Here is a 17,217-nt window from a genome sequence, read left to right on the forward strand (position 1 = left end):
ACCTCTTTCAAATCGTAGGATAAGTTACTTTTATAGCTCATCAAAGAAAGCTTCAAAGCTAAACTATTTGATGAGTTTGTTCTACGTGTCACCATCATACTGGCTACATCTGTCAGAATATCCAATCAGCACTTTATCCAGTCCCTCATTCTTAATCGTCACCTAAAAGCCAAATCTACTATCATTCGGTTGTTATTAACTTAATCAACTGGATCTTTGGTGCCAATGCTCTTGCAACGTATTGAATGTAGTCAACTGTCACGTGTCTATATATAGGATACTGTTACTCATAGATTGACAGCTGATATTAAATACTAAAACCCTATTTGATGCTTCTTATCCTATATCACTGCTAAGAGCGCATGTAGACTCTAATACTGATAGTCCTATTTAGTTTGACTATGAGTCTGGTTTCTATACATTTTATACTTAGGAGTGTCATAACTAACCAAGTCATAATATCTTCTTCCCTGATTGGCCCACAGAGCCTTTCAAATCAATAAAGCATTCATTAGTGTCTTCTGATATCTATCACTCCTCGCAAGATGTTTTTATCTGAAGCACTAAGTTGCCATCTCCAAATTTGCACAGAACAGTACTATGACCCTGATTTTTATATTCTGTGCGAGTACAGGAGCATGTTTTTTGTAGAGAATATGCTCAACTCCTTGCCGAATCAATCATGGATACCATAATCGCATTTAACTATGTATCGAAATAACTGGTAGAAATGCCGTGTAACCCATTCAGCGTATGGCCTACTCACTATTTGGCCACTATGCTATAATCATCCCCAAGCTTTCCTTGAGGATAATTATTATCTAAGTGTCTGTTTTTGAAATGGTTTATATAATAATCCCTTTATTCGGTGTCCAAACGGTGTCCAAAAAAGGGATAATACGAGGTGTTTTGATGGTCTCAATCTTATTTCAGATAGTAGCAGACGAAGTCTTGGATTATTGGACAAGCCATCAAAATCAGTGATAGATACTCATATTTTGTCATTTGTGTCTCCTTTTTTTAGTTGAGGTGATTAAGGTATTTACTTCTCTCTTATACGTACGGCTTTAAGCAAAGAATGGATTTACTTCTCTCTTATACGTACCACTTTAAGATTTCAGCACCTCGTTCTTCTGATGTGTGTGGGCATAAAAAAAGACCCTTAGTTATGACTAAAGGTCTCGTTTGACTCCTATACTAGAACACAAACTGTCGGCTATACGCCCAGTGTTTACGGAATTTCTTGATTATCATTTTTGACAATACCAACAATCGCTTTTACGGGAGCTGTTCTTAGGGTTCTAGTATAGTCACTTTTTGATTAAATTATGACTTAGGAGTTAGTTTTGAGAAGCGTATTTACTAGGTTGCTGAAAGTCCTTTGGATTTTAAATCTTATATTTGCTAGTGGCATTATTCTTATTTGTATTCTCATGATGTTACTGGATGGTATAGACACCTATCTAGAAGGCCTTCCTATTAAATTGTTTATTTCTATTTGTTTGGGGCTAATGCTTATGGTTGTGCAATATATATTGCTTGGTAGTTTTAACCCTAGGCGTTTAATTAACAGAGAAAGCCGTTACTAAAAATCAGTGTTCTAGCTGTGTCCAAACATAAATTTATCTCGATTAATCGTGTTTGGTGCGCTGTAGAGGCATCGAACTGTCGGCTGTGTCCCAAGCGTTTTAGGGGTGTTCAGGTTTTATTGATTTTCTTTTAACATCATTTTTAACATCGTTTGCGTGTCGCTACTGCTCAAAACATAGGGGTGACTTGTCGCGAAACTACTCACACGCGCGTACTGTTCCATAAAGTCATCAATCAAGCATTTTTAACCCCATTGGGTCATCTCTTTTGTCTTGTCTGCGTTCTAGTGCGAACCCACCGCCTAGCAACTTTGATTTGCTCATAGTACATGACAAGGCGGTCTTGTAGTCATCATCATTCAATGCCATTTGTCGTACCTGCTCGATTTCATCAAGTACGCTGTCTAGTGTGATTGTGTCGCGTGTTCTGTCACTCATAGCTTATGCTACCTCTTATCTTGTCTAACATTTCCATACTTACTCCGCATATCTGCCTCACTAGCTTGTCATACTCATTCAATAGCCTGTAGTACGTGCTGTGGTGCATTCCTTTGGGTCGTTCACCGTAACCATGTGCTATCCCTGCCACCCAACCTAGACGCGCTCTGATTGCCCCTGCACGACTGAATAGGCGGTCTATTGGTTGCTGTAGCTGTGAGCCGTAAGAGGCGTTCAGACAATGCCTACAGACGTAAGCACCTGCACAATACAACACTGATACTCGCTTGCTGCACGAAGGACATAACCACCAATGGCGGAAGTTGCCATAGTTGCATGGTGTTCTTGTTAGCTGCACAGAATATCTGTAGGACTTGCCGCGATATGAGTAATTCAGCTCAATGCTGCTTGCCTTGCCTGATTGCCTCAACTGGTCACGATAGCGTGAAATATTCAGCTTTGGATAATTGCTCAGGCTTGAAGTAGTAGCAAGTTTGGGCATAGTTTGCGCTCAGGGTTATCTAAATCATTAGGCAAATAACGGTAACTGTCGTTCGTCATCGGTCATCATGTGAACTGGTTTATCTGTGGCTGTGGTCTTTGGTGTGACCTGCTTCGCACGATTTGCTTTGGCTGCTATCGCTTTCTTGTAGTCATCGCCTGATGTGAATATATCGCCATGTTCGTTCAATCGTGGCTTGATACGGCTTGTCTGATAATTATTGGCTCTGTCCGACCTGTGCTTATTGTCTTTGGTGCGAGTCTTAGCAAGGTATGATGCCCACTCAAACGCCCTTTCATAATCACCCTGAACGTCTCTATCTATCATCATGTGCATGGGGTTGTCACCAAAATGGGGAACACTTCTATAGCCTCTGTGAGCATGATGTGCTGCTATTTGTTGAGCCTTTTCGAGAACATAGTAATGACTTTTCACCACGTCACCATTGAGAAGTAGTACCAAGTGATAATGCAGCCCTTTGTCACTGCTCAATTCCCTAGCCCATACGAACCCAAGACGCTTATTCTTTTTGTACTTGCCACAAGCCCACCGCCTCATTCTGTCGATGAAGTCGGTCATGATGTCATTGTCTGCCAATCGGTCATGGACATGAACATCAAGACGAACCATCAGTACCTTGTCATGATGAGATAACATAGCCGTCATTTGCTCATCTATCGACTTGAGCATTTCAACATAACAACCTTTTGAGCCGTTCCAAGTATTAATTGGCAATGTTCGACCACCTAATTTTATGAAATTCTCTTTTGTCTGTTGTCGCATTTTTTGACCTTATCAAACCATAATTGAGTCCCCTCGGGAGTACCACTGCTTAATCTCTCTTTTGACTAAAGAATAATGATGAATAACACAAGGATAATAATATTTACCGACCTAAATTTATTTTCTTTGTAGCCCATCAGCAGTAACCTTGACCTATATTATATGATTTTATTCTATGTAGGAACTGTGACATTATAACTCATTAATCTATTCTAAACAGTGTTTTTATCTCTGTTTATCAACGAGTGGCTTATGGTGATGTTTTTGCTGTTTGTAGTACCTAAGTATCGAATTCAACCTAGAACACTACCTGAGCCAATCTGAGGGCTTATTTGCTGTGAAAGGATATTCGTTTGTTCTGATTGCCCAGATTGAGCGAGGAGAAGTTTCAGGCAACACTCACCCTAAAGCACCCACAATCAGATTGTGAACACTTTAGCTGTTGCCTTGAATTAGATTACCCGTCAATCGCTCGGTATCGTCATCAGGGGATTGTCACTGTATCAAGCCAATCCTGTCATGATTACGGTTGATAGCACCGCCTGAACACGCTCATGACCTTTACAAGCTCTCTATGCTAGCGAGGGCATACACCCAACATACCGCACCGAGAAACAATATAAACACTCATTGCGCTGTCTGCTCTGTTCAGTAACCCCAGTTGCAGACTTAACCCATCACCAAACGCTGTCGTCACATGAGTCCTGCCACCCGTTTGGAGGGTACAGTTATCAGTGAGTGAGGATTTTGAGTAACGATTAATAAACGATTGAACTTGAATAGTTTCGGTGATTTGAATTAGAATAGACCCATAACGGGCTTATGCTGATTTTATAATGCACTGCGAATGCTTATATTATCGTTACAGTATGTTCCCCAACACGCTGTAACCGTTGACCTGATTAAACGACAAACCCCATCCATCCGTCAAGTGGTGAATGGGGTTTTTTGTTCTCTGTTGAAAATTCTACTTTATCCCAGTGGCTCAAATTTGCGTTCTGAGCGACTTTGACTGGTTATCAGGTATCAATCTTTATCTTTGCACCTAAAATCGCACTGTGGGCTTATCTGTGACAATTTGGCACTGTTTTAGCTCATATCATCAGTGATTGTTTTGGCTGTGATAATCCGCTCAGGTGCTTTGAGAAATGGACACTAGAATTATCCCCACGCTTTCCTTGAGGATAATTATTATCTAAGTGTCTGTTTTTGAAATGGTTTATATAATAATCCCTTTATTCGGTGTCCAAACGGTGTCCAAAAAAGGGATAATACGAGGTGTTTTGATGGTCTCAATCTTATTTCAGATAGTAGCAGACGAAGTCTTGGATTATTGGACAAGCCATCAAAATCAGTGATAGATACTCATATTTTGTCATTTGTGTCTCCTTTTTTTAGTTGAGGTGATTAAGGTATTTACTTCTCTCTTATACGTACGGCTTTAAGCAAAGAATGGATTTACTTCTCTCTTATACGTACCACTTTAAGATTTCAGCACCTCGTTCTTCTGATGTGTGTGGGCATAAAAAAAGACCCTTAGTTATGACTAAAGGTCTCGTTTGACTCCTATACTAGAACACAAACTGTCGGCTATACGCCCAGTGTTTACGGAATTTCTTGATTATCATTTTTGACAATACCAACAATCGCTTTTACGGGAGCTGTTCTTATAGGGTTCTGGTATAGTCACTTTTTGATTAAATTATGACTTAGGAGTTAGTTTTGAGAAGCGTATTTACTAGGTTGCTGAAAGTCCTTTGGATTTTAAATCTTATATTTGCTAGTGGCATTATTCTTATTTGTATTCTCATGATGTTACTGGATGGTATAGACACCTATCTAGAAGGCCTTCCTATTAAATTGTTTATTTCTATTTGTTTGGGGCTAATGCTTATGGTTGTGCAATATATATTGCTTGGTAGTTTTAACCCTAGGCGTTTAATTAACAGAGAAAGCCGTTACTAAAAATCAGTGTTCTAGCTGTGTCCAAACATAAATTTATCTCGATTAATCGTGTTTGGTGCGCTGTAGAGGCATCGAACTGTCGGCTGTGTCCCAAGCGTTTTAGGGGTGTTCAGGTTTTATTGATTTTCTTTTAACATCATTTTTAACATCGTTTGCGTGTCGCTACTGCTCAAAACATAGGGGTGACTTGTCGCGAAACTACTCACACGCGCGTACTGTTCCATAAAGTCATCAATCAAGCATTTTTAACCCCATTGGGTCATCTCTTTTGTCTTGTCTGCGTTCTAGTGCGAACCCACCGCCTAGCAACTTTGATTTGCTCATAGTACATGACAAGGCGGTCTTGTAGTCATCATCATTCAATGCCATTTGTCGTACCTGCTCGATTTCATCAAGTACGCTGTCTAGTGTGATTGTGTCGCGTGTTCTGTCACTCATAGCTTATGCTACCTCTTATCTTGTCTAACATTTCCATACTTACTCCGCATATCTGCCTCACTAGCTTGTCATACTCATTCAATAGCCTGTAGTACGTGCTGTGGTGCATTCCTTTGGGTCGTTCACCGTAACCATGTGCTATCCCTGCCACCCAACCTAGACGCGCTCTGATTGCCCCTGCACGACTGAATAGGCGGTCTATTGGTTGCTGTAGCTGTGAGCCGTAAGAGGCGTTCAGACAATGCCTACAGACGTAAGCACCTGCACAATACAACACTGATACTCGCTTGCTGCACGAAGGACATAACCACCAATGGCGGAAGTTGCCATAGTTGCATGGTGTTCTTGTTAGCTGCACAGAATATCTGTAGGACTTGCCGCGATATGAGTAATTCAGCTCAATGCTGCTTGCCTTGCCTGATTGCCTCAACTGGTCACGATAGCGTGAAATATTCAGCTTTGGATAATTGCTCAGGCTTGAAGTAGTAGCAAGTTTGGGCATAGTTTGCGCTCAGGGTTATCTAAATCATTAGGCAAATAACGGTAACTGTCGTTCGTCATCGGTCATCATGTGAACTGGTTTATCTGTGGCTGTGGTCTTTGGTGTGACCTGCTTCGCACGATTTGCTTTGGCTGCTATCGCTTTCTTGTAGTCATCGCCTGATGTGAATATATCGCCATGTTCGTTCAATCGTGGCTTGATACGGCTTGTCTGATAATTATTGGCTCTGTCCGACCTGTGCTTATTGTCTTTGGTGCGAGTCTTAGCAAGGTATGATGCCCACTCAAACGCCCTTTCATAATCACCCTGAACGTCTCTATCTATCATCATGTGCATGGGGTTGTCACCAAAATGGGGAACACTTCTATAGCCTCTGTGAGCATGATGTGCTGCTATTTGTTGAGCCTTTTCGAGAACATAGTAATGACTTTTCACCACGTCACCATTGAGAAGTAGTACCAAGTGATAATGCAGCCCTTTGTCACTGCTCAATTCCCTAGCCCATACGAACCCAAGACGCTTATTCTTTTTGTACTTGCCACAAGCCCACCGCCTCATTCTGTCGATGAAGTCGGTCATGATGTCATTGTCTGCCAATCGGTCATGGACATGAACATCAAGACGAACCATCAGTACCTTGTCATGATGAGATAACATAGCCGTCATTTGCTCATCTATCGACTTGAGCATTTCAACATAACAACCTTTTGAGCCGTTCCAAGTATTAATTGGCAATGTTCGACCACCTAATTTTATGAAATTCTCTTTTGTCTGTTGTCGCATTTTTTGACCTTATCAAACCATAATTGAGTCCCCTCGGGAGTACCACTGCTTAATCTCTCTTTTGACTAAAGAATAATGATGAATAACACAAGGATAATAATATTTACCGACCTAAATTTATTTTCTTTGTAGCCCATCAGCAGTAACCTTGACCTATATTATATGATTTTATTCTATGTAGGAACTGTGACATTATAACTCATTAATCTATTCTAAACAGTGTTTTTATCTCTGTTTATCAACGAGTGGCTTATGGTGATGTTTTTGCTGTTTGTAGTACCTAAGTATCGAATTCAACCTAGAACACTACCTGAGCCAATCTGAGGGCTTATTTGCTGTGAAAGGATATTCGTTTGTTCTGATTGCCCAGATTGAGCGAGGAGAAGTTTCAGGCAACACTCACCCTAAAGCACCCACAATCAGATTGTGAACACTTTAGCTGTTGCCTTGAATTAGATTACCCGTCAATCGCTCGGTATCGTCATCAGGGGATTGTCACTGTATCAAGCCAATCCTGTCATGATTACGGTTGATAGCACCGCCTGAACACGCTCATGACCTTTACAAGCTCTCTATGCTAGCGAGGGCATACACCCAACATACCGCACCGAGAAACAATATAAACACTCATTGCGCTGTCTGCTCTGTTCAGTAACCCCAGTTGCAGACTTAACCCATCACCAAACGCTGTCGTCACATGAGTCCTGCCACCCGTTTGGAGGGTACAGTTATCAGTGAGAGAGGATTTTGAGTAACGATTAATAAACGATTGAACTTGAATAGTTTCGGTGATTTGAATTAGAATAGACCCATAACGGGCTTATGCTGATTTTATAATGCACTGCGAATGCTTATATTATCGTTACAGTATGTTCCCCAACACGCTGTAACCGTTGACCTGATTAAACGACAAACCCCATCCATCCGTCAAGTGGTGAATGGGGTTTTTTGTTCTCTGTTGAAAATTCTACTTTATCCCAGTGGCTCAAATTTGCGTTCTGAGCGACTTTGACTGGTTATCAGGTATCAATCTTTATCTTTGCACCTAAAATCGCACTGTGGGCTTATCTGTGACAATTTGGCACTGTTTTAGCTCATATCATCAGTGATTGTTTTGGCTGTGATAATCCGCTCAGGTGCTTTGAGAAATGGACACTAGAATTATCCCCACGTGAACCTTGGGGATAATTTAGTGTTAAAAGTATTATTATATAAGGTTTTACTAAAAATACTAACGAATACCAGTGTCCATGACAGTGTCCAATACTTCTGTATTTTTCTACAGAAGAGACTTTTTATAAGTCATCAATCATAAACCTATCATTAACCTTAATTATCATATGGCTGATATACATTATGGCTATCGACACAGCAAACGATATCAACAAGCTAGAATGCCGCGACAAAGATTATTCTGTCAGTGTCTCAGGTGTAGCTGGCTTAAGTCTGCGTATTTATCCAAATGGCAAAAAGGAATACTACTTACGTTATTCCCATCCGCATATCGAGGGCAAACGTCCTAGGATGATGTTGGGTAAGATTGAGGATGTCAGTCTCCATGAGGTTAAATATAAAGCAGACACCATTCTTGATATGGTCGCAAAAGGCTCTGACCCTAAAGCTATCCAGCAAAAAGAGCAAACCAATAAATATACTCACCTAAAAAACGCACCATTTTCTGAGATTTCCAAAGCATGGCGAGAACACAAAACAGCAGGTCGCACTCAAAGTAAATCTAAAAAACCGTCATACAGTGAGTCAACCCTCAAGTTCTGGGATTTATGTCTAGGATATATGTGCCAAGAAATTGGTGATTTAAGAATGGACGATATCACCAGTGAGATGATACTGAGTGTGTGTGAGTCTATCCAAAACAATGAAAATCAAGCAACTTTCGTTGGTGCAAGCACGCGTCTATATACTGAAAAAGTCTTTTCATTCGCTGTTGCTCGAGGATTATGTGATAGAAATGTGGCAGTCGATACCCGTGGTGAGCTTGCACCTGCCAATTCAGGCAATCACTTGCCAGCCATCACCAAACCAGATCAATTTGCGACTCTCTTAAAGGATATGTCTGATTTTAGAGGTGCAAGTAAGATCACATTAGAGGCGATGAACTTATTACCTTACGTGTTTGTACGTAGCATCGATCTGCGCTCAATGCGTTGGAATGACATCGATTGGGACAATAATACATGGGCATTCTCCCCGACTAAGGGCGAAGGTCGTGACGATATGGTCTCGCACTTAGTTGTTCCTTTAGCCACGCAAGTAATTTCGCGATTACGAAACATCCAGTCAATTACAGGATATAAAGAGCATGTATTTGCCTCGATGCGCGGTTCAAGCAATGCTTATATTAGTAAAGCGACGTTGGTACAGATATTCCACCGACTTGGATATAAAGACGTGCAATGTGCGCATGGATTTCGAGCATCGGCTAAAACTTTGCTCATGGAACAGCCTGAGCTACGCTATTCTGATATCGTCACAGAATTACAGCTAGGTCACAGGATAAAAGACACACACGGCGGGGCTTACAACAGACTCGATGAAATCGATACTAGGGTACAGATGATGCAAGATTGGGCAGATTATATAGACGAGCTTCGGAGTCGTTAGTTGGAGTCGTTAGAGAGTTATTTTAGAGTCAAGAACCATATTTTTTGCTTTTATTTATGGTTCTTTGAAATGTATTTTACGAAAGTTCACAGGGGACATGCCAGTAAACTGCTTAAACTGTCGACTAAAGGCACTATGATCACCATATCCACAATTTAAGGAGACTTGAGTCACTGTTAGCTTATGATTCGCTAATAGTCGAATGGCATGCTCTAAGCGCATTTTTTGTACAAACTGAATGGGTGACATATTGAGTACTGCTTTGAAGGTACGCTCCAATTGCGATTGACTAAGATTTGCCAATTTCGCCAATTGACCAATATTAATCTTTTGATCAAGATTGTCTCGTACGTATTGATCTACGCTTGCCAATCGAGCGTGTTTGCGTAATATCCGCTCGTTATCTTCATCAATATCTACTGATATACCTACCATTGCTACAATATGATTTTTTACATCATAGACGGGGATTTTTTGCGTGATACACCATCCCAGCTGTCCTGATGCATAGCTATGAAGTTCTAGTTTATCAATAATCTCCCTGCCTTCCCTTAACACTCTAAGATCCTGATTGAGATAATCCTTGCCTTGAGACTTCAAAAATACTTGCTCTGTAGTCAGTCCTATTAGTGCTTTTTTGTTTTTAAGCCCGCTACGTCTAATGAGCGTTTTACTGACTAATCGATAGCATGCTTGGTCATCTTTAACAAAAAATACCACATTTTTCATAGTATCAAATAGAGGCATCAATAACGATATATTGCCAACAAACTCATCAAAATTGGCTGGTTGATACGTCTGTAGGTGTTTTGACAGTTCTTTTGTAGGTACTTCTAATACTAACGGCCGCATCGGTATATTCCCATATAGCATCTCAAGCTTGTCGTTGAGCTTTTCAATTATTTTAGGGTGCTACACAATATTTATACTCCTAAATATCTTTATAACCTGTGCAGAAATGCGCATTTATTCATATAAAAACATCAAGACTGCTTTTCTGAAAAACGTCATTCTATATTTGCGCCTTGTTCATTTATGAATAACGCTAACAGTATATTAACTCACGGATGAATCAGGTAGGCAGTCATGTTTGATACGCTTTTCACTCTTAAGATTATTGATTCGCATACTGGCGGTGAACCTACTCGTATGGTGTATGCAGGATTTCCTGAGCTTAGTGGGCAATCTATTCAAGAAAAACTTCAGGACTTCAAACAGAATTTCGATCATTTACGTCAAAGTATTATCCTAGAACCTCGTGGTAATGATGTGCTTGTCGGAGCGCTTTTGTGCCCGCCTTCCGATCCTCGTGCCACGGCTGGCGTGATCTTCTTTAATAATCATGGCTATTTAGGTATGTGTGGCCATGGCACTATCGGCGTTATTGCATCTCTAGCTTATCAACAAAAAATAACCGCTGGTGATCATTATCTAGAAACAAGCGTAGGCCTAGTTAAAGCAACCTTACATGATGATGGTAGTTGTAGCGTCCAGAATGTCCCCTCTTATCGCTACCAAAAACAAGTAGAAGTTCAAGTACCTGATATCGGTCCTATCTATGGAGATATCGCTTGGGGTGGTAATTGGTTTTTCTTAGTCAACGATCATAAGCAGGCTATTGAAGCCAATAATGTTAAGGCGCTTACTCAATTTAGCATACAGATTAAAAAAGCACTTCATAAGTCTGGAATCACGGGTGCTGACAATGGCGAAATTGATCATATAGAACTTTTTGGCAAGAGCGATCTCGCCGGCACTAACAGCAAAAACTTCGTATTATGCCCTGGATCTGCCTACGATCGCTCTCCTTGTGGTACTGGAACCAGTGCCAAATTGGCTTGCTTAGCCGCAGACAATGTACTCGCACCTGGTGAGACTTGGTATCAGCAAAGCATCATTGGCAGTGTCTTTAGTGCCAGCTATCAGCCTATTGATGTGCTTAGTAAGCATAGTCCTCTTCATAACAACCCTATCAATACTATTATCCCCACGATCCGAGGGTACGCCTACGTATGTGCAGAGACCTCACTCATCGTTCAAGACAGCGATCCGTTCAAATGGGGTATTTCTTTATAGATACCAGTTTATATAGCTTTTAGGAAGTAACCAATCACTGCTCAGTAAGGTAAGAAAAGCGAGACTCTCATGGACACACAAGTGTTTGATATACATATTATCGGTGGTGGCATTATCGGGCTATGTGCTGCGGTTACCCTACAGTCTCGCGGGGTAAAAGTTGCAATCTTGGAAGCCGATAAAATTGCTCGCGGTGCAACTTATGGCAACGCAGGTCACATTGCCACTGAACAGGTTTTCCCTATCGCTGATGCCAGTATCTTACGACATGTTCCTGCCATGCTACTCAACCCTGAAGGGCCTCTGCGTATAGATTGGCGCTACCTTCCACGCTTAGCACCATGGGCATTCAAGTTATTACTTAATATGCGTACCGAACCATTTGCACGCAGTCACCAAGCGCTTTTGGCATTAAATGCACAGAGCCTTCAAGCTTGGCAAGATTTTGCCAAAGAGTGGCAGTTACATTCTTGGGTACAAATACAAGGATCTGTTTTAACCGCAGAGACACCTAACAGTCTAAAAATGCTGACTGAACACGGCCAACGCTTAAATAGTTTAGGTGTCTCTAACAGCCTACTCTCACAGTCAGCATTGACAGATCTTGAGCCTGCGTTAAAAGACAATCAACTGGGTGCTTTGTTTTTTCCAGAGACAGGTCATATCACCAATATAGAAGCCATTACCCATAAATTAAGCACTATTTTTAGATCGCTTGGCGGTCAAATTTATGAGAATTGCCGTGTTCTGAGCGCGGAAGTAATAACTGATGGTATTCGTCTGACGACGACACAAAAGCAGCTTCACGCCAACAAGGTTATGCTCGCCGCAGGGGCGCATTCCAAAGCCTTAGCCAAACAGCTAACAGGTGTCTCAGTACCAATGGATACAGAGCGAGGCTATCACCTGATGCTTCCTAACGAAAGCCAGCGTCTCAACATTCCTGTTTCTAGCATGGATCGCCGCTTTATTATGACGCCGATGGAAAAAGGGCTGCGCTTGGCTGGCACTGTTGAGTATGCAGGACTTGAGGCGCCAGCAAACATGAACCGTGCGAATATGCTGTTGAAACAAGCTCAAGCAATGCTAAAGACCCCACTAGATAGTGATAGCAATACGCAATGGATGGGGTTTAGACCTTCTACAGCAGACTCACTACCCATCATAGATAGACGTAATTCAGTCTTTTTAAACTTTGGTCATCAGCATCTAGGTCTGACCCAAGCTGTCGTAAGCGCACAGATGATCGCGGCTTTGTATTTTGGCGATACTGCCATGGTAGATCCTACTGCCTATCGTCTAAACCGCTTCAAACGTAAATCTTTTAAATAATAATCGAACATTTTATCTCTATGACAACTCATAGAACCAACAACGTCGCTAATAGCTCATGGCTTACTAACGGCTTTTACTTCCAAATAAGGATATTTATATGAACATTCATGGCGTTTTAGTCCCTATCGTTACTCCTTTCGATGTTAATGGAGATATCGATACTCAAAAGTTAACCGAACTGGTCAATGTATTCGTAGAAAAAGGCGTTACCGGAATCGTAGCTTGCGGTACAACGGGTGAATACTACACGTTCTCGCCTGCAGAGCGTGAACTGGTTTTGACCACTATCGCTGACGCTGCCAAAGGCAAAGTCACTCTGATTGCAGGTATCAACAGTTTATCGACCAATCATTCTATCGAACTTGCTCACCAAGCCAACAATTTGGGCTACGACGGTTTAATGTTATCAGCCAATCCGTATAGCCTACCAGACCAAGACGGTATTATTGCGCATTTTGAAACCGTCGCTGATGCCACTGACCTACCTATCATTATGTACAATTTTCCAGCACGCGTCGGTGTAAGCATTGAGTTTGAAACCGTCGCGCATTTATCCAAACATCCCAATATTGTAGGTGTCAAAGAAAGCAGCGGCGATTTTAGCCATGCATTACGTATGCTACAGGCTGATTTTGAAAACTTTGAAGTGGTTTGTGGTTGTGATGACCAACCAGTAGATTTCTTCTTTTGGGGTGCTAAGAGCTGGATCGCTGGTGCGGCTAACGTATTTCCAGCAGAACAAGTCGCATTGTTTGAAGCCACACAAAAAGGCGATTGGAACCATGCTAAGGAGCTGATGACAGCCATGTATCCTGCTATCCACTCTATGGAGTCTGGAAACTATAACCAAAAAGCCAAAGCAGGCTGCATTAACGGGAGCATTAATGTTGGGTCAGTACGACTACCTTTGACTGATATGTCAAAAGAAGAGGCTCAGGCATTTTTAGCACTTCTGTCTTGATACATCGCACCATTCTTATCGTTCCTACCATTGTATAGAAAAGGATAATCTAATGAGTATGACCACAGCGCAAGTCTTCGAACTCGCCAGCAACCAAAAGCTTTGGGCAGGCCATTTAATAGATACCACAGCACCAGTATCCGAGACAACACTTCCTAACTACAGCCCTATTGATAATACCTGCATAGGTAGCATTGCTAATGGGAGTCGGCAAGATGTTAATACGGCGGTCGCGGCAGCCCGAGACGCTTTTGAACATGGTGAGTGGCGACGGATGTCTCCTGCAGAGCGCAAAGCTATCATGCAGCGCTGGTGTCAGTTAATGCATGAGCATATGGATGAGTTAGCTGCCTTAGATTGCGTCGATGCAGGCAAGCCTATTACGGAATGTCTCAACACTGACCTGCCCGCTACGATTGAAACCTTTGAATGGTACGCCGAAACGGCTGATAAAGTTTTTGGCAAGGTTGCTCCTACTGGTGCTGATGCACTAGGCCTTGTGGTACAAGAGCCTATCGGTGTAGTGGGTGCGGTACTACCATGGAATTTCCCAGCACAAATGTATGCATGGAAAGTTGCACCCGCATTAATAACCGGCAACTCAGTCATTGTTAAACCTGCTGAATTGACCTCGCTCTCAGCATATCGATTAACACAATTGGCGTACGAGGCTGGCGTGCCAAAAGCGGCGTTGCAGTTAGTCTGTGGGCTTGGTGAAGAAGTAGGTGCGGCACTCGGTCAGCATATGGATGTTGATATGGTTTCTTTTACAGGATCAACCGAAGTCGGTCGACTGTTTCTACAGTACTCTGCACAAAGCAATCTCAAGGAAGTGGTCTTAGAGTGTGGTGGCAAAAGCCCTCAAATCGTTTTTGCGGATGCCATTATCAATGAACAAACCATCGAGCATATTTTATCCGCTGCTTTTTGGAATATGAGCGAAAACTGTAGCTGTGGTTCGCGTCTACTTGTCCATTCTAGCCAAAAAGAAGCATTGTTAACGCTATTAAAAAAAGGTCTTCAGTCTTGGAAGGTTGGTCATCCTTACGATCCCGAGGTCGCTATTGGCCCAATGATCGAAAAGGCGCATTTTGAAAAGGTAATATCGCATCTCAATACTGCAAAAACGGAGGGTGCTCGTTTGATCGCAGGTGGACGTATCCACGATGAACTCGGTAGTGGCTGGTATATCGAGCCTACCATCTTTGATAATGTCAGCCCGGATATGACGCTGTTTAAAGTAGAAGTTTTTGGCCCACTTTTAGCTGTCACAAGTTTTGAAACCGAAGAGGAAGCTATTCAGCTCGCCAATCAGAGTAATTATGGGCTTGCTGCATCCTTCTATACACAAAACATCCATCGCGCATTCCGCGTGGCATCTGCTATTAAAGCTGGTACCGTCTCGATTAATGGTTTCTCTGAAGGCGACATTACGACACCTTTTGGTGGTTATAAACAATCTGGCTTCGGTGGTCGTGACAATGGCTTAGAGGCGTTGTCCCAGTATACCCAAACCAAAACTATCTGGTTGGTGAACTAAAAACTGACATTGTCCGCTATCCACGCCCAAGTCAGCATAACCGAAAACACTACAAGGAAGTAAAGTTATGGAAAATATCATCAATACTATCGTCGGGTATATTTGGAGTGACGCCCTAGTTTATCTTGCGTTAGGTGTCGGCATATATTTTACGATTATGACTCGTGCCGTACAAATCCGTTATTTCAAAGAAATGATTAGGCTGTTGTTCGACAAACAAAGCTCATCAGCTGGGATTAGCTCCTTCCAAGCTTTCTGTATGGCGCTATCAGGACGTATTGGTGTGGGTAATATCGCTGGGGTTGCAACAGCCATTGCAGCAGGTGGCCCTGGCGCGGTATTTTGGATGATTTTCATGGGTGTGTTAGGTGGTGCTAGTGCTTTTATTGAGTCTACTTTAGCGCAGGTATACAAACATAAGGTCGGTGATCAATATCGTGGCGGCTCCCCGTTCTATATTGAAAGAGGATTGAAGCTAAAACCTTTTGCTATCATCGTCGCTATCGTGACCTGTCTATCTTACGGTGTGTTAGTGCCTGGTGTTCAGGCCAATACCATTGCGGACTCTTTTAATACAGCATTTAATATACCGCCCGTTGTAACAGGAATTATCCTTGTCGTACTATTAGGTATCATTATATTTGGCGGTGTGAAGCGTATTGCTAATTTTGCAGGAAAAGTCGTACCTGTCATGGCAATCGGTTATATTCTCATGATGGTGATTGTATTGGCATTTAACGCTCAAAATATCCCTGCAATGTTTGCACTTATATTTAAGAGTGCTTTTGGCATGGATGCAGTGTTTGGTGGTATGGTTGGAACTGCTATCTCTTGGGGCGTACGCCGTGCTGTTTTCTCAAACGTTGCGGGTGCTGGTGAGGCGACCTTTAGCTCAGCGGCAGCCGAAGTATCACATCCTGCCAAACAAGGCTTAGTGCAAAGCTTCTCTATCTACATCGATACGGTGCTTGTCTGTACTGCAACAGCGTTGATGATTCTATCAACTGGCATGTATAACGTGGTGACCCCTGAAGGTGTAACCCTAGTTGATAATATGCCTGGTATTGAAGCTGGTACGGCATTTACCCAAGCCGCCGTATCTACTGTCTTTAACCAGTATGGAAGTGGCTTTGTTGCGATTGCTATCTTTTTATTCGCTTTCACCTGCTTGGTTGCTTATTACTATATCGCCGAAACTACGTTGGTCTATTTGGACAATAAACTGCGCTACCCCATTCTCAAGCATGTACTCAAACTGGTATTTTTAATCGTTTGTTTCACTGGTAGTGTTCAGTCAATCGGTATGATGTGGGCGTTAGGTGACATAGGGTTTGGCAGTATGTGCTACCTGAATTTCATTGCCATTTTACTGCTAAGTAAAGTTGCTCTAAAAGTTCTAAAAGACTACGACGAGCAGATGAAATTAGGTATAAACCCTGTCTTTGACCCTAGAAAGGCTGGAGTGGATAATGCGGACTTTTGGATAGAATATAGCAATGAGCATGGTCATAAAAAATCGCTTTAATAATAGTGCATTAGAGGTCTGCTAATATCTACTAGTAAAAAAGTTGCTATCAACATCAAGCAGGCCTCACCTATTTATGTTAAATTGCAAAAAACCATAAGGATATTACGTATAAGATAACCATAGTATTGTATCCACTCATTTGATAGGAAGGTTGA

Annotated in this window: 11 protein-coding genes; 6 read left to right on the forward strand and 5 right to left on the reverse strand. The window is 42.0% G+C overall.

Annotation, left to right across the window (positions count from 1 at the left end):
• Positions 1-1,820 precede the first annotated feature (1,820 nt).
• From JMX96_RS10450 to JMX96_RS10465, 4 genes are all read right to left on the reverse strand, one after another.
• On the reverse strand, positions 1,821-2,027 hold the full coding sequence (locus JMX96_RS10450; protein WP_201568952.1) for a hypothetical protein: 207 nt from the start codon (positions 2,025-2,027) through the stop codon (positions 1,821-1,823).
• 529 nt (positions 2,028-2,556) lie between these two features.
• Positions 2,557-3,312, reverse strand: coding sequence for an inovirus-type Gp2 protein (locus JMX96_RS10455; RefSeq protein ID WP_201568953.1), 756 nt, complete (start codon positions 3,310-3,312; stop codon positions 2,557-2,559).
• A gap of 2,196 nt (positions 3,313-5,508) precedes the next feature.
• Positions 5,509-5,715 (reverse strand): hypothetical protein, encoded by a 207-nt coding sequence (locus JMX96_RS10460; RefSeq protein WP_201568952.1) that lies wholly within the window; start codon positions 5,713-5,715, stop codon positions 5,509-5,511.
• Between the two features lie 529 nt (positions 5,716-6,244).
• On the reverse strand, positions 6,245-7,000 hold the full coding sequence (locus tag JMX96_RS10465; protein ID WP_201568953.1) for an inovirus-type Gp2 protein: 756 nt from the start codon (positions 6,998-7,000) through the stop codon (positions 6,245-6,247).
• A gap of 1,356 nt (positions 7,001-8,356) precedes the next feature.
• On the opposite strand from JMX96_RS10465, the gene JMX96_RS10470 reads away from it, so the two are divergent.
• On the forward strand, positions 8,357-9,622 hold the full coding sequence (locus JMX96_RS10470; RefSeq protein ID WP_201568954.1) for a tyrosine-type recombinase/integrase: 1,266 nt from the start codon (positions 8,357-8,359) through the stop codon (positions 9,620-9,622).
• Positions 9,623-9,676: 54 nt separating this feature from the next.
• Here JMX96_RS10470 and JMX96_RS10475 read toward each other — a convergent pair whose 3' ends face one another.
• Complete coding sequence (locus tag JMX96_RS10475) at positions 9,677-10,474, reverse strand: helix-turn-helix domain-containing protein (RefSeq protein WP_201568955.1); 798 nt, start codon at positions 10,472-10,474, stop codon at positions 9,677-9,679.
• A gap of 234 nt (positions 10,475-10,708) precedes the next feature.
• On the opposite strand from JMX96_RS10475, the gene JMX96_RS10480 reads away from it, so the two are divergent.
• From JMX96_RS10480 to JMX96_RS10500, 5 genes are all read left to right on the forward strand, one after another.
• Complete coding sequence (locus JMX96_RS10480; RefSeq protein ID WP_201568956.1) at positions 10,709-11,698, forward strand: proline racemase family protein; 990 nt, start codon at positions 10,709-10,711, stop codon at positions 11,696-11,698.
• A 69-nt stretch (positions 11,699-11,767) separates the two neighbouring features.
• Complete coding sequence (locus tag JMX96_RS10485) at positions 11,768-13,030, forward strand: NAD(P)/FAD-dependent oxidoreductase (RefSeq protein WP_201568957.1); 1,263 nt, start codon at positions 11,768-11,770, stop codon at positions 13,028-13,030.
• A 100-nt stretch (positions 13,031-13,130) separates the two neighbouring features.
• Positions 13,131-13,994 carry a 4-hydroxy-tetrahydrodipicolinate synthase gene (gene dapA / locus JMX96_RS10490; RefSeq protein WP_201568958.1) on the forward strand — a complete coding sequence of 288 codons (864 nt, stop codon included), beginning with the start codon at positions 13,131-13,133 and terminating at the stop codon, positions 13,992-13,994.
• 52 nt (positions 13,995-14,046) lie between these two features.
• Positions 14,047-15,534 carry an aldehyde dehydrogenase gene (locus JMX96_RS10495; protein WP_201568959.1) on the forward strand — a complete coding sequence of 496 codons (1,488 nt, stop codon included), beginning with the start codon at positions 14,047-14,049 and terminating at the stop codon, positions 15,532-15,534.
• Positions 15,535-15,601: 67 nt separating this feature from the next.
• On the forward strand, positions 15,602-17,059 hold the full coding sequence (locus JMX96_RS10500) for an alanine/glycine:cation symporter family protein (protein WP_201568960.1): 1,458 nt from the start codon (positions 15,602-15,604) through the stop codon (positions 17,057-17,059).
• Positions 17,060-17,217: the final 158 nt, after the last annotated feature.

Origin of the sequence: Psychrobacter sp. JCM 18900, from assembly GCF_904846625.1 — a bacterium.
Lineage (GTDB): Bacteria > Pseudomonadota > Gammaproteobacteria > Pseudomonadales > Moraxellaceae > Psychrobacter.